This window comes from Flavobacterium ardleyense (genome assembly GCF_042686085.1).
Classification (GTDB): domain Bacteria; phylum Bacteroidota; class Bacteroidia; order Flavobacteriales; family Flavobacteriaceae; genus Flavobacterium; species Flavobacterium ardleyense.
This window is the reverse complement of record NZ_JBHUOL010000012.1, coordinates 179,962-194,396: the sequence shown is the minus strand read 5'-3', so window position 1 is coordinate 194,396 and position 14,435 is coordinate 179,962. Positions and strand designations below refer to the sequence as shown.

Genomic DNA, 14,435 nt, shown 5'->3' with positions numbered 1-14,435 from the left:
TTATGAGCGCAGCTAAAAATATAAATATCACCCTGAAAGTTTGGCGTCAAAAAAACGATAAAGCTAAAGGAAACATAGAAACTTATTCATTAGATAATGTTTCTACAGCAAGTTCGTTTTTGGAAATGTTAGACCAATTAAATGAGCAATTAATTAACGAAAAGAAAGAACCTGTTGCATTTGATCACGACTGTCGTGAAGGGATTTGTGGTTCTTGTTCTTTATATATCAATGGACGTCCTCACGGACCAGACACTGGAATCACTACATGTCAGTTACACATGAGAATGTTTAACGACGGTGATACTATTTTTATTGAGCCTTGGAGAAGTGCAGCTTTCCCAGTCATTAAAGATTTAATTGTAGATAGAAGTGCTTTTGATAGAATTCAACAAGCAGGAGGTTTCGTTTCAGTAAACACATCTGGTAATACTATTGATGCGAACTCTATTCCAATTCCTAAAGACGATGCAGATACAGCATTTATGTCAGCAGCTTGTATTGGTTGTGGTGCTTGTGTAGCTTCTTGTAAAAATGGATCAGCCATGTTATTTGTTGGCGCTAAAGTTTCTCAGTATGCATTATTGCCTCAAGGGAAAGTTGAAGCAACGCAACGTGTATTGAACATGGTACGTCAAATGGATGAAGAAGGATTTGGAAATTGTACTAATACAGGAGCTTGTGAAGTGGAATGTCCTAAAGGAATTTCATTAGAAAGCATAGCTCGTTTGAATAGAGAATTTTTAAAAGCTTCTATCAAGTAATCGACTGATACTTTATTATATAGAAACGCATTCATTTATTTGGATGCGTTTTTTTATAAAATTTATTATGGTGTGTATTAAAAATGTATTTTTACTTTTAAAATTAACGGTATGAAATATTTATTTATATTTTTCTTCTTCGCTTTTTCAGTTTTTTCTTTTGCACAAAGTAATGTGCTGGTAATTCAAAAGAATAATTCAAATCGTACTATTGAGATTAAAGAGAACAAGCGCATTAAGGTTGAAACTACAGATGGAGAAAAACTGTATGGAAGATTTACAGTTATTGATTCATCCAGCATACTGATTAAAGAAAAGATTGTTTTATTAGAAGACGTGGTAACTATGAAGCGAAAATCTCTTTTTGGAACAATTGCTAACCCTGTATTTATTGTATATGGTTCAGTCATGGTAATTGCAGGTATTACTACAGTTGGAACAGGAGGTCTTGGATCGCTTGCTGGCGCCATATTGTTAGTAGGAGGGCTTCCTGTTTTAATTATTCCATTAGTGTCAAATTTACATCCAGTAAATGATTGGAATTATTCAATTAAAACAGAATAAATGAAAGTAGCCCTTTTTCAAACCAAATTGGCTTGGGAGCAACCTGAAACCAATCGTAAATTCATCGAAGAATATTTTTTGAATGAAGAAACGCATTTTGATTTATTCGTGCTTCCTGAAATGTTTACTTCAGGTTTTACGATGCATCCAGAATCGGTAGCTGAAACTATGAATGGCGAAACGATTTGTTGGTTAAAGGGATTGGCTAAACAGAAAAGTTGTGCTATTACCGGAAGCTTAGTAATCGAAGAAAATGGAAATTGCTACAACCGGATGGTATTTGTGCATCCTTCGGGCAAAATAGATTATTATGACAAACGTCATTTGTTTACTTTAGCCGGTGAAGAAAAAGTCTATACTAAAGGAAATAATAAAGTAATTGTTAACTATAATAATTGGAATATTTGTCTTCAAATCTGCTATGACTTGCGCTTTCCTGTCTTTGCTAGAAACACTGAGGACTATGATTTGCTAATCTATGTTGCAAATTGGCCAAAAGTGCGGATAACGGCTTGGGATGCGCTTTTAAAAGCCCGTGCAATTGAGAACATGAGTTACACAATCGGCGTTAATAGGATTGGTGAAGATTTCAATCAACTTGAATACCCGGGTCATTCTAAAATAATTGATTTTTTAGGTAATGAAGCTTTAAATTGTGAAAACGATTTGGGTGTTTTTATTTGTGAATTAGATAAAATTGAGCAAACTAAAACACGTCACAAAATGAACTTTTTAAACGATAAGGACGATTTTAAACTAATCTAGTCCAAATTCTTGATCGACATCCCAATTGGCTCTAACATCAATTTTCTTTGCGAAATAAACGATTTCCTCCGCTTGCTGTTTAGCCAAATAATTACCAGTATCCCATTCTTCATTTCCATTGTCATCATAAACAATGCGAAGCGTGTAAGACTTTGGTTCAATGGTTTCAAATTCAAAAATCGTTTCTTTAGTGGAGCTTTTCTTGTAAAGAACTACGCCACTATCATCTAAGACTTCTAAAATGATAGGAAAGCGTTTTGCGCCTACTACATTTACTTTGAGATTCCCGTAATCTGACAATAACTTTGTGTTGAATTTGAAATTCAAAGAATCATTTTCCTTTTCGTAAAAATCTTTTATTGCGCCTGGTAAAAGTTCTATGGCATATTTTTCATCTTCTTCTTTAACAAAATCAAAATTAATTTCCTGGTTGAATTCATCGTATTTCGAAGTGTATTTCACAAAAGTAGAGTCTTTTTTACGAATAAATATTTTAGATTCATCAATTGTATTTAACGGTGTTTTTGTTGCTAATTTGAAAGAATTTCTAAAGGACAATATGCCTCCAGTTTTATTAGAAATGTATAAAGAGTCAGCTTCTTTATAATCTTTTAACTTCGTTGTAAATTCTTTGTAATACTCACCGTTTTTAACTGCAATCTGAATCGAATCTTTTACAGCTAACGGAAAGTAAATTTGTAAACTGTCTTTCTCCTTTCCCGGAAATTTTGTTAGGCGTAACGGAACTTCTTTACCATTGCTTTTTCCGGTAACTTCGGTCTTTATGCCGTTTCCAGCGAATCCTAAATATAATTTATTATTGCTTTCTTGATAAGGTCGTTCTGCTTTGAATTGCGGCTTTTCAGCGAACAATTCTAATTCGTACATCGTTGTTGTCGGTAAAGTGATTGCTTCTTCTAAAAATCCTATTTTATCACTTTTAGGATCAAATTTATTATTTCCTGATTTGTCTTTAAGGGCAATAATTCTGTACTTTCCTTCTTTTAGATTCTCTAATGAGAAATATTTCAAACTGTCTAAAGTATTCGTAATATATAAAGGAGTTTCCTTGTAAACGGTTGAATCTGTAAATGTTTCAGCGTCATAAAGTAGAACAGAAACAAAATTATCCGGCTTTTGTGCAACGGCATCTTTTATTTTTCCCACAACTGTCAATGAATCAATGTAACTTCCGGTTGAAAATACATATTTGAATTGCGAATAAGGGTTGTTTTCGTTGTTGTCTGAAATACTTTGACCAAAATTGAAACTGTAAGTGGTGTTTTCTTTTAACGTGTCTATTATTTTAATAGAGATGAATTTACTTGCACTTCCTTGAGGAACAATTATAGGTTGTTTCTTCATAGGTGGCGATATAATCAGTTGTTTAGAAATATCTTTTACCTTAATCAATTCATTAAAATCAATTTTTATGTCTTTACCTTTGAAATCCGTACTGAAATTTTTAGGGTAACTTCCAGTTATTTTTGGTGCAATCGTGTCTTTTGCGCCACCTGTAATTGTGCCTCTTTTAGCACAACTAGTCAATAACGATAGCGAAACAATAAGAACAATTGTATATTTTAATTTTGTCATCATATCAGAATAAAGAAGTTACAAAAATAACAACTATAATTGGTGGAAGCCTACAATTTTTAGTAATTTTTATGATTCTGAGTAAGCAATTGTAATAATGCTAATTTTTGCATCTGGAATTTTCAATAAAGCTTTGGCGCAGGCTTCTAATGTTGCTCCAGATGTAATTACGTCATCTACTAACAAGAAGTGTTTCCCGGCGTCTTTTTCAGAAAAGTTAACGTCAAACAACGAATTACTGACTTCACTTCTGGCTTCTCTATTTTTTTTGGTTTGAGTTTTGGAGTATATTTTTCTAAATAATAAGTTTTCGTTGTAGTCAATTTGCAATTCTTCAGAAAGTGCTGTGCAATATGTAGTTATTTGGTTAAATCCTCTTTCCCGAAGTCTTTTTTTATGTAATGGAACCGGAATTATTTCAGAAAATTGATGCTTCGTTCCAATTTCCTTCAAATCTTTCGCATGCCACTGTCCCAAGAACGTGCCAATTTCCTGATGTCCTCTATATTTTAAATTATGAATTAATTGTTGCGCTATTCCGTCTTTATGAAAATACAACATCGCGGCGTTAAATTCAACGGGTAATATGCCGTAAAATTTCTTTGTAATGTAATTATCGCTAATCAAATGATGTTGTGTGAGGGGCAGATTATGTCTGCATTCTACACAAATTACCTGTTCATTCTTAAGTAAAAGGGAATTGCAACCGTAACATAATGATGGAAAAAGTAAGTTAGTCAGATATTTAAGCATCTTGTCGATTTATGTGAGTAAAGCTAATACATTTAGTTATGTTTGTGTTAAATAATTATAATAATGGCTATAAAAAAAGATAAACTTACAAAAATTAGCATTGTCGTTTTAATAGTGCTGTTAGTATCCGTTACTTTTTATTTTCTGAAAATATCTACTGAGTACGATGATCAAATTCAAAAGTCTGAATTAGAAATTGAAATTTTAGAAATTCAACTTGACGAAATACTTCATAAATACGATTCTATCTCGAAAGAATCGGATAGAACTAAAGAGATGCTAGTTCAAAATGCAGATGCGCGCTTGCTAAATGATGATATTGTTCCTGAATTTGTACTCGTTACTCCCAAAAGTAAGTCGAAAAGTAAAAATGTTTCTACAAAGAATTCAAGAAAAATTAATTGTTTAAGCGCCGTTAATATCAATGTAAAAGGGGTGAAAATATTTTCTGACGTTCGTAAAAATGATCAGTCAAAAATTCAGCAATTAAGAGTTTGTTACACGCTTCTAAGTGACTCCTTTATCCAAGAAGGTATCAAAAAAATTTATGTGCAGGCCGTAAATCCAAGAAATCAAATTGTTGTTAAAGATACCATTTCATTAAACGATGGATCAGGAACGGAACTTGCTTTCAGCGCAGTTTCTGATATTCTTTTCAATAATAAAGACGTTGACGGATGTGTTTATGTAGATTTAAACGCAAATACAACAATTAAGGGGACTTATGTGGTGAATATCTACTGCGATTTCCTGAAAATTGGCACTACAACCTTCGATTATAGATAATTTCCATTTAAAAGCACATTTTCTTTTCTTTATTCCATTCGTATTTTTACTTTTGCATTATGGCAAAACAAGACGATATATTTAAGAATGTAGTTTCGCATGCAAAAGAGTACGGATTTATTTTTCCGTCAAGCGAAATTTACGATGGTTTGAGCGCAGTATATGACTACGCACAAAACGGTGTGGAGTTAAAGAAAAACATCCGTGACTACTGGTGGAAATCCATGGTGCAAATGCACGAAAATATTGTAGGATTAGATGCTTCAATTTTGATGCATCCAACTACTTGGAAGGCTTCCGGACACGTTGATGCTTTTAATGATCCATTAATTGATAATAAAGATTCTAAAAAAAGATATCGTGCGGATGTTTTAATTGAGGATTATGCCGAAAAATTAAACCAGAAAGCACAAAAAGAGATCGATAAAGCTAGAACTCGATTTGGAGAGGCTTTTAACGAAACTGAATTTGTAACAACAAATGAACGAGTTAAAGGGTATTTAGAACAGAAAAATACCATTTTACAGCGCATGGCGCGTTCTTTAGAAACAGAGAACTTAGCTGATGTAAAAGCATTAATTGAAGAGTTAGAAATTGCTTGTCCAGATTCAGGTTCAAAAAACTGGACAGATGTGAAACAATTCAACTTAATGTTTGGTACGAAACTTGGAGCTTCTGCTGAAAGCGCAATGGATTTATACCTTCGTCCTGAAACAGCTCAAGGTATTTTTGTAAATTTCTTAAACGTGCAGAAAACGGGAAGAATGAAAATTCCTTTCGGAATCGCACAAACAGGAAAAGCGTTTAGAAACGAAATCGTGGCGAGACAGTTTATTTTCCGTATGCGCGAATTTGAACAAATGGAAATGCAATTCTTTGTGAAACCAGGTGAAGAAATGAAATATTACGAGTTTTGGAAAGAAACACGTTTAAATTGGCATCTATCATTAGGATTAGGAAGACAAAATTACCGTTTTCACGATCATGAAAAATTAGCACATTACGCAAATGCTGCTGCTGATATTGAATTTAATTTCCCTTTCGGATTTAAAGAATTAGAGGGAATTCATTCAAGAACTGATTTTGACCTAAAAGCGCACGAGCAATTCTCTGGTAAAAAATTACAGTATTTTGATACAGAAACCAATGCAAACTACACACCTTATGTGGTAGAAACATCAATTGGTTTAGACCGAATGTTCTTAGCGGTTTTCTCAAATTCTTTGCAAGAAGAAACATTAGAAGATGGATCAACGAGAACAGTTTTACGTTTGCCTTCGGTATTAGCACCTACAAAAGCTGCTGTATTACCATTGCTTAAAAAAGAAGGTTTGCCAGAAATAGCACATAAAATTATCGAAGATTTACGTTGGGATTTCAATGTGGCTTATGATGAAAAAGATGCTATAGGAAGAAGATACAGAAGACAAGACGCCCTTGGAACACCATTTTGTATTACTGTGGATCATCAAACAATAGAAGATGAAACCGTAACGATTCGTCATAGAGATTCGATGAAACAAGATCGAGTGAAAATTTCAGAATTAAGAAACATAATCAATACCGAAGTTTCCATGAGAAACTGGTTAATGAGAACTGTTTAATAAAGTACGAAGTAAAAGTACAAAACATAAAAAATCCCGAATTTCTTGAAATTCGGGATTTTTTTATATTGAAAACTGAATACTAATCTTCCAATGCATTCCAACCTCTAGCTTTCAATTGGATTTTTGTATTTGCTCGCGTCACCAAGTGCATTCCTTCACTTTCTTGCGTCATGTGACCGATTACCGTGAAGTTTGGATTCGCTTTAATTTTTCCGTAATCTTCCATTTTTATGGTGAATAATAATTCATAATCTTCACCTCCGCTTAGCGCGATTGTTGTAATATCAATATTAAATTCTTCGCACACATTAATTAATTGTGGATCGACCGGAATTTTCTCTTCATATAAATTACATCCTACACCAGATTGTTTACACAAATGCATAACTTCAGACGATAATCCGTCCGAAACATCAATCATTGAAGTTGGTTTTAATTCTAGCTTTTCGAATAATTCTTTCAAATCTCTTCGTGCTTCAGGCTTTAGCTGACGCTCGATTAAATAAGTATAAGGTTCTAAATCCGGTTGATTGTTTGGGTTAACCTGAAATACCTGTTTCTCACGCTCTAAAATTTGCAAGCCCATATAAGCAGCACCAATATCGCCGGAAACTACTAATAAATCAGTAGCTTGAGCGCCATTTCTATAAACGATATCTTCCAAATTTGCTTCACCAATTGCTGTGATACTGATGATTAATCCTTTTTGTGAAGAAGTCGTGTCGCCACCAATTACATCCACACCATAGAATTTTGAAGCACTCGTAATTCCAGCAAATAATTCTTCTAATGCTTCCAGAGGAAAACGATTAGAAACTGCAATAGAAACAGTAATTTGAGTCGGAGTTGCATTCATCGCACAAATGTCAGAAACATTGGCCACTACTGCCTTGTACCCCAAATGTTTCAAAGGCATATAAGCCAAATCAAAATGAACACCTTCTATTAATAAATCGGTAGAAATAACTACTTTTTTACTTCCAAAATCCAAAACCGCTGCATCGTCACCAATACTTTTTAAAGTAGAAGCTTGCGTAACAGTAAAATGTTTCGTTAAGTGGTCAATTAGGCCAAATTCGCCTAACTCTCCTATACTGGTTCTTGATTGGTCTTTATTTTCTAACATGAATTATTTTTTTGCAAAAGTACGATTTTATTATAAGACACCATTCTCGAAAGTTTTACAAAGTAATTTTATATAATGTCTTGATTTTTTATCATAGTATCAAAGAGATTTTTTAATTTTCTTCTTCAAAGCTTATCTGACTTCTAGGTTTTAAAAATCATGCAAATACTTAAATCGGTATAATCCTTGTTCGATTTTTTTATTTATCCAATTCCCTTAATTTATCGTAAATTAAATGCGTTTCATAGCCTTTACGAAGTAAGAAATCGACGAATTTCTTGTTCTTTTTTTGCCCTTTAGATTCTTTGATGGTTTCCCAGTTTTTCTCTGCCAAAGTGTGGAAATTAGCAATATACGTTGGTTCAGGAAGCTCCTTTAATGATATGGTGATGATTCTTGAAGAGATATTTCTGAATTTCAATTCGTTTGTAATGCGGTTTTTACCCCAAAATTTGTAATTGTGTTTACCACGAACAAAACTTTGAGCAAAACGCTCTTCATTAATAAAATTATTTTCAATTAAATAAATAACAATTTGTTCCCGTTCTGAAGTACTTAGTTGAAACTCATATAGTTTTTGTTCAACTTCCTTATAGCAGCGTTCTTGGTAAGCGCAGTAGAATTCAAGCTTCGCGCGTGCTTCCGTGAAAGAATATGTTTTTTTATCGGATTTCAATTTTGTAATTCGTTTAAATAGCGTTCAGACAAAAGTATAAATAACATTTTTAAGTTTCTTCTTTTTGATGTGCAGATCCGTTTTAAATAGTTTTATAATTAAGTATATCTTTGTAAAAAATAAATCACCTTGAATTCAAAATACGACATCATTATAATAGGCGGCGGTGCAGCCGGATTTTTCACAGCGATTAATATTGTGGAGAACAATCCCAATCTGAACGTAGCCATCTTAGAACGCGGAAAAACAGTTTTAGAAAAAGTGCGAATTTCAGGTGGTGGAAGATGTAACGTAACCCACGCTTGTTTTGTACCTAATGATTTGGTGAAGTTTTATCCGAGAGGCGAACGCGAATTAAAAGGACCGTTTAACCAATTTAGCTCTGGCGATACAATTGAATGGTTTGAAAAACACGGAGTTGAATTAAAAATTGAAGAAGACGGGAGGATGTTTCCTGTTTCAGATTCTTCCGATACCATAATCGATTGTTTTATGGATGCTGTAAAGAAGTTGAAAATTGATGTTTTAACGAATCACAGTGTGCAAGAATTATATAAAACCGAAACGCATTGGAAAGTAACAACAACTCAAGATGTATTTACATGCGAAAACTTGGTTATGGCTACTGGAAGCAATCCGAAAATTTGGGAATTATTACAAAATTTGGGACATTCTATCGAAGAACCGGTTCCTTCGCTTTTTACGTTTAACGTGAAAGATGTACGAATTAAAGAATTAATGGGAATTTCGACTCCAGCTACTGTTAAGGTTAAAAAATCGAAATTAGAAGCTTCGGGTCCATTGTTAATTACACATTGGGGATTAAGCGGACCTGGCATTTTAAGGCTTTCGGCGTGGGGAGCAAGAGAATTAGCTGATAAAAAATACCATTTCGCTATAATGGTGAATTGGTTAAACGAAACTTCATTTGACGAAGCAATTGAAGCTTTAAAAGAAAGTAAAGAAGAGAATGCTAAGAAGTCGGTTTTAAAATATCCACAATTTGAATTGCCAAAACGTCTCTGGGAAAACCTTGTGAAAGCAGCTGGAATTACCGAAGAAGTTAAGTGGGCTGATTTAAACAAAAATCAATTGAACGCACTGACGGAGCAATTGACAAATGGTGAATATCAGGTAAATGGGAAAAGCACTTTTAAAGAAGAATTTGTGACTGCTGGAGGAATTCAGTTAAAAGAAGTTAATTTTAAAACGATGGAAAGTAAATTATTACCAAACCTTTATTTTGCAGGTGAAATTCTAAATATTGACGCCATCACAGGAGGATTTAACTTTCAAAACGCTTGGACTGGTGGATTTATCGTAGCAGAAAGTATTGCGAAACAATAAAAGCGTAGCGAAATCGTTGTCATGCTGAAATCGTTTCAGCATCCAAACTAATGAGATGCTGAAACGATTTCAGCATGACAAATAGTAAGTTTTATTCAATTTCGCCATAGAACGCACCCTTAAATATTGAGCTTTTTAATCCGTGAATCTGTGGCTAAAACCAATTTTTTATTTGATTTTTGCACTTGAATTTGAGATTGCTGTTTGAATTTTTATCGATTCAAATAATAGATACTTCCGTTTAAAACAGCTGCAAATCCCACCCAAATTAAATACGGAATAAATAAATAAGCTGCTTTTTTATCTATTTTCTTAAAAATATGGAAAGTTTCATAGATGACCAACCACAGCAATACAATCTCAATTAAAGCCAATAAAACATTATTTAAACCGAAGAATAAATAAGACCAAAGTGCATTTAAAAGCAATTGAACAGTGAAGAAAAGTAAAGCTTTCTTAACTAATTCTCTTTGATTTTCTAAATGATTCCAAATCATTCCTGCGGCAATTCCCATCATAATGAAAAGTAGCGTCCAAACGGGAGCAAAAAGCCAATTTGGCGGATTGAAACTGGGCTTTATAAGTGTAGGATACCAAGTGTTTATGCTCGATTGTGTAGTGATGCTGGATAAGTATCCAACCACTAAGCAGATTGCTACACAGTATATAATTCTTAAAGACTTGCTCATACTTTTAAATTTATTTATTGTGAATATAATTAAGCTAAAATTATCAAAAATTAAAATAATAAGCTACATTAATATCTAGTACTAATGTAGCTTATTAATAAGAGTTTTTGATTATTTATTTCACAAATTTTTGATGCCTTAATTCTCCATTCTCGTTTGTAAACGAAATTATATAGACTCCTTTTGCCAAAGTTGAAACGTCAACACTCGCTCTATCTTCAAATATTTCAATTTTACTTAGATCTAATACTGTTTTCCCGTTCATGTCAATGATTTTATTTAGTTTTGAATTAAATAAATTGAAATGTAAAACGTCTTCAACTGGCACAGGGTAAAGTACTAAATTATTATTTTCAGTCTTATTTTCCTCATTTAAATTATTTATTCGTCCAGATAAACTCGATCTTCCACTAGTGTAATTAGAATTTGCGCACAGATTAATCAGTTCAGATTGTGTTGCAGGTATAAATTTATTGCTTATCACTTGAGGATCGTAATTTGGTTGATTAGCATATTCCAGTGCGTCAGAGGTGTAATTTGTTCCCGCCATATTATATGTCTGCTCTGCACGTACAAGCTTCACAGGGTAAGTTACTACATATAATACGTTTTGCGCATCAGGATTATCTAAGCGCTTAAGATTTAATATAAATTTTAATTTGAATTGCTTAATTCGAGGAGATAAAAACTCCTCTCTAGGGGTGATTCCAGAAGGCATTCCTACAACGTTGTTTTTAAAATCATTTGGACTAACGTTGTGATAGAATGGCGATGTTGGGTCTGTTTTAGGCTGAACATATGCAAAAGGCCTAGTTGCACTATTTGTCCACTTGCAATTTGTTGCTGAACCACCTTCATAACATTTCCATCTGTTCGATAGATTACCTAAACTATTGTATTTTAATCTTCGTTTTTTATTATATTGGGGACCTTGTTTGTTGATTACATCATATAAAAATGTAAACGAATAGTCATTTTTATAATTGTTAGCGCCAATTGCTTTGAAACTATTATGAAAAATATAGTTCTCCGTATCTACGATTGGCCCCATGTCAGTGCCCTCTATTGGTAATCCATTACTAGTGTCCATGTTTAAACCTTGTATTTGATTATTAGGGTACATGGCATTTATTTTAAATGATGGTTTTTCATATTCTGTAATTAACATTACTTCCGCATCTTGTAACTCTAATTTACTTGCTGGATTGATTGCAAATTTCAAAGTTTCTCCTGAAAGTTTGTATTGTCTTTTTACGAAATCATATTCATTGTACTTTTCCCAATATTCGGTTCCATTGTATTTGTCAATTTTCTCTCTATTTAAATAACCCTGTGATGTTATTATCTCCTTGAAATACATAATTGGCTGATTAATTAAAGAAAAGACACCAAGGGTTTCAGTGTATAGAGGTTGTCCATTTTCAACTCCTTGTATTGCATTTTGTTTTTGAGAACCTGGCAATCCTATGGTTACGTTGTGTATAGGGTATTCGGTTGAAATGGTTCCAGATATTTTAACGTCTGAATTAACACTCATGGGTGATAAGTTTATGGTTTGTTGGCCACTCGCCCCACCGCCAAAGAGGCCTGTGAGGAATTTAACACCACCACTAAAAAATGGTAGGGATTTTAATCCACTCTTCATAAAAGCGTTATTGTTAAAGTAACTTCCAAGTTGGTTAATTGCATATATGGTTTGACCGCTATCGTCTAAATCCTTGTAAATTTTTTTATATGTTTCCGTGAAATCTACCGTTCCCTTATGAGCTGTCATCATTTTGTTATTTACGTCAGTTGCAGATTTCCAGAATGTACCAGAAGCATTTGTACTTCCCAGTCCGCCAGTGATGGAAGTTATTGTTCTTGTTAACTTTCCGGTTAACTCAATGGATGAGTTGCTGATTAGGTCTGTGTATAGTAATAACCTAGAATAATCATCAAAGGAGCAAGTGCATGGGTCATAATTTAATTTAAAGTCTGCGTACATCCAGAAATTATTATCTTTAAAAAGTTTTAAAGATGTGCTTAAAGAAGGGTTAGATATGTGAGGCATGTCTAGTGTTTTTTCGTCATTAGACATGTCTAGTAGATTTGTTTGGAATCCCGGAGCGAATTTCAGAGTAAGTAAAGCAACGTTGTTGTTGGTGTACATACATGATTTGGCCAAAATCCGTAAGGTACCGGTAAACTTGTTGTATAACATGTAGTATGAATGTTCAGGCCTTACGTTTAAAAGTATATTGTTATTGTCATATCCCAGATTATAAGCGATAATTTCCCAGCCGTCCTCTGGTTTATTGTCTTTTGAAATAGTTAAATATAATAATTCCGTCTGGTTTGACATAAATGGATTCGAAGTAAAGCCATTTGGCATGCAAGTGGAGTTTATGTTTAAAAATGACTCTGCTGTGGTCCAATTGAAATTGTTTGTAAAATTTGCGTTTTGGGGGTTGATTGGATTTGCTGGGTCGGTCGAAACTCCGTTTGGATCACATACACTTTGTGAATGGGAGAAATAAGATAAGCAGAGGAAAAAAAATAAAATTTTTTTCATAGTATTTTTTTTGTTAAATTTTGATATTGGACGCAAATTTAGAAAAAAAATACTTGATTTTAAAATCTTAATTAATTGCATTGAGTCTTATGTAAAAATGAGTATTTTTGCTAAAATTTTAAGTTATGTTTTCTGAAAAAGATTTTATCGCTGGCCAATTCAACACTATAGAAACGGCTTCATTTGAATGGAGTGCGCCAAGTAATATTGCGCTGGTTAAATATTGGGGGAAAAAAGAAAATCAGATTCCTGCTAATCCTTCCATAAGCTTTACGTTAAACAATTGTAAAACGATTACTAAGTTGGAAGTTGCTAAAAAATCTGATGTAAGTTCTTTTTCTTTCGATTTGTTATTTGAAGGAAAACCTAAAGAAGATTTCAAACCCAAAATTCAAAAATTCTTCGAAAGAATCGAGAAATATTGTCCTTTTTTAAAGGAATACCATTTTAAAATTGACACACAAAATACATTTCCACACAGTTCGGGAATTGCATCATCTGCCTCTGGAATGGCTGCTTTGGCTATGAATATTATGAGTTTAGAAAAAGCACTTAATCCTGCAATGACCGAAGAGTATTTCTTCGCGAAAGCTTCGTTTTTAGCACGATTAGGAAGTGGAAGTGCATGTAGAAGTATAAAAGGGCAAGTTGTTGTTTGGGGTAAACACGCGGAAATCGATAATAGCTCTGATTTGTTTGGTGTTGAATTTTCAGACATTCATCCGAGCTTCAAAAACTTTCAAGACACAATTTTATTAGTTGATAAAGGCGAAAAACAAGTTTCGAGCACGGTTGGACATGATTTAATGCACAATCACCCCTATTCGGAGCGAAGATTCGCGCAAGCGCACGAAAACTTATCGCAAATGAAAGGTGTTTTGTCGAAAGGAAATGTAGACGAATTTATTAAAATCGTTGAAAGTGAAGCCTTGACTTTGCATGCTATGATGATGACTTCAATGCCGTATTTTATTTTGATGAAGCCCAACACGTTAGAAATTATCAATAGGCTTTGGAAATTCAGAACGGAAACTCATATTCCGGTTTGTTTTACATTAGATGCTGGTGCAAATGTCCACGTTTTATATCCAGAAAATGTCAAAGAAAAAGTATTGCAATTTATTCAAGATGAATTGGTTGACTATTGCCAAAAAGGGCACTATATTTGCGATCAAATTGGAGACGGTGCAAAGCAATTGAATTAAGTT

Annotated in this window: 13 protein-coding genes; 7 read left to right on the top strand and 6 right to left on the bottom strand. The window is 33.5% G+C overall.

Translation table 11 applies throughout. The features are described 5' to 3' along the window. Positions 1–2: 2 nt before the first annotated feature. The 3 genes from ACFSX9_RS06590 to ACFSX9_RS06580 all read left to right on the top strand — a co-directional run bounded on the left by ACFSX9_RS06590 (position 3) and on the right by ACFSX9_RS06580 (position 2,093). Positions 3–764: a succinate dehydrogenase/fumarate reductase iron-sulfur subunit gene (locus tag ACFSX9_RS06590; RefSeq protein ID WP_379805889.1), complete on the top strand. Its 762-nt coding sequence runs from the start codon at positions 3–5 to the stop codon at positions 762–764. Positions 765–875: 111 nt separating this feature from the next. Then, positions 876–1,328 carry a hypothetical protein gene (locus ACFSX9_RS06585; protein ID WP_379805887.1) on the top strand — a complete coding sequence of 151 codons (453 nt, stop codon included), beginning with the start codon at positions 876–878 and terminating at the stop codon, positions 1,326–1,328. Next, positions 1,329–2,093 carry a nitrilase family protein gene (locus tag ACFSX9_RS06580; protein WP_379805885.1) on the top strand — a complete coding sequence of 255 codons (765 nt, stop codon included), beginning with the start codon at positions 1,329–1,331 and terminating at the stop codon, positions 2,091–2,093. Here the strand turns inward: ACFSX9_RS06580 and ACFSX9_RS06575 are convergent. Then, complete coding sequence (locus ACFSX9_RS06575; protein ID WP_379805883.1) at positions 2,085–3,692, bottom strand: Ig-like domain-containing protein; 1,608 nt, start codon at positions 3,690–3,692, stop codon at positions 2,085–2,087. The two genes, ACFSX9_RS06580 and ACFSX9_RS06575, sit on opposite strands and share 9 nt — an antisense overlap. Positions 3,693–3,758: 66 nt before the next feature. After that, positions 3,759–4,316: a ComF family protein gene (locus tag ACFSX9_RS06570; protein WP_379805881.1), complete on the bottom strand. Its 558-nt coding sequence runs from the start codon at positions 4,314–4,316 to the stop codon at positions 3,759–3,761. Positions 4,317–4,505: 189 nt separating this feature from the next. On the opposite strand from ACFSX9_RS06570, the gene ACFSX9_RS06565 reads away from it, so the two are divergent. Beyond that, positions 4,506–5,228, top strand: a complete 723-nt coding sequence (locus ACFSX9_RS06565) for a hypothetical protein (RefSeq protein WP_379805879.1) — start codon at positions 4,506–4,508, stop codon at positions 5,226–5,228. Between the two features lie 59 nt (positions 5,229–5,287). Beyond that, the gene (locus tag ACFSX9_RS06560) at positions 5,288–6,832 is read left to right on the top strand and encodes a glycine--tRNA ligase (protein ID WP_379805877.1); all 1,545 of its coding nucleotides are present in this window, start codon (positions 5,288–5,290) and stop codon (positions 6,830–6,832) included. A gap of 82 nt (positions 6,833–6,914) precedes the next feature. On the opposite strand, the gene thiL is transcribed toward ACFSX9_RS06560, so the two are convergent. Continuing rightward, positions 6,915–7,961 (bottom strand): thiamine-phosphate kinase, encoded by a 1,047-nt coding sequence (gene thiL, locus ACFSX9_RS06555; RefSeq protein WP_379805875.1) that lies wholly within the window; start codon positions 7,959–7,961, stop codon positions 6,915–6,917. Between the two features lie 199 nt (positions 7,962–8,160). After that, the gene (locus ACFSX9_RS06550; RefSeq protein ID WP_379805873.1) at positions 8,161–8,637 is read right to left on the bottom strand and encodes a regulatory protein RecX; all 477 of its coding nucleotides are present in this window, start codon (positions 8,635–8,637) and stop codon (positions 8,161–8,163) included. A gap of 129 nt (positions 8,638–8,766) precedes the next feature. Between ACFSX9_RS06550 and ACFSX9_RS06545 the strand changes: the two genes are divergently transcribed. Continuing rightward, complete coding sequence (locus ACFSX9_RS06545; RefSeq protein ID WP_379805871.1) at positions 8,767–9,984, top strand: BaiN/RdsA family NAD(P)/FAD-dependent oxidoreductase; 1,218 nt, start codon at positions 8,767–8,769, stop codon at positions 9,982–9,984. 212 nt (positions 9,985–10,196) lie between these two features. Here the strand turns inward: ACFSX9_RS06545 and ACFSX9_RS06540 are convergent, their stop codons facing one another. Further along, complete coding sequence (locus ACFSX9_RS06540; protein WP_379805869.1) at positions 10,197–10,673, bottom strand: TspO/MBR family protein; 477 nt, start codon at positions 10,671–10,673, stop codon at positions 10,197–10,199. A gap of 115 nt (positions 10,674–10,788) precedes the next feature. Next, positions 10,789–13,227 carry a T9SS type A sorting domain-containing protein gene (locus ACFSX9_RS06535; RefSeq protein WP_379805867.1) on the bottom strand — a complete coding sequence of 813 codons (2,439 nt, stop codon included), beginning with the start codon at positions 13,225–13,227 and terminating at the stop codon, positions 10,789–10,791. A gap of 125 nt (positions 13,228–13,352) precedes the next feature. Here ACFSX9_RS06535 and ACFSX9_RS06530 point away from each other — a divergent pair, with 125 nt between their 5' ends. Continuing rightward, a complete protein-coding gene (locus ACFSX9_RS06530; RefSeq protein WP_379805865.1) occupies positions 13,353–14,432 on the top strand; it encodes a diphosphomevalonate/mevalonate 3,5-bisphosphate decarboxylase family protein in 1,080 nt (359 codons plus the stop codon). The last annotated feature ends 3 nt before the right edge of the window (positions 14,433–14,435 follow it).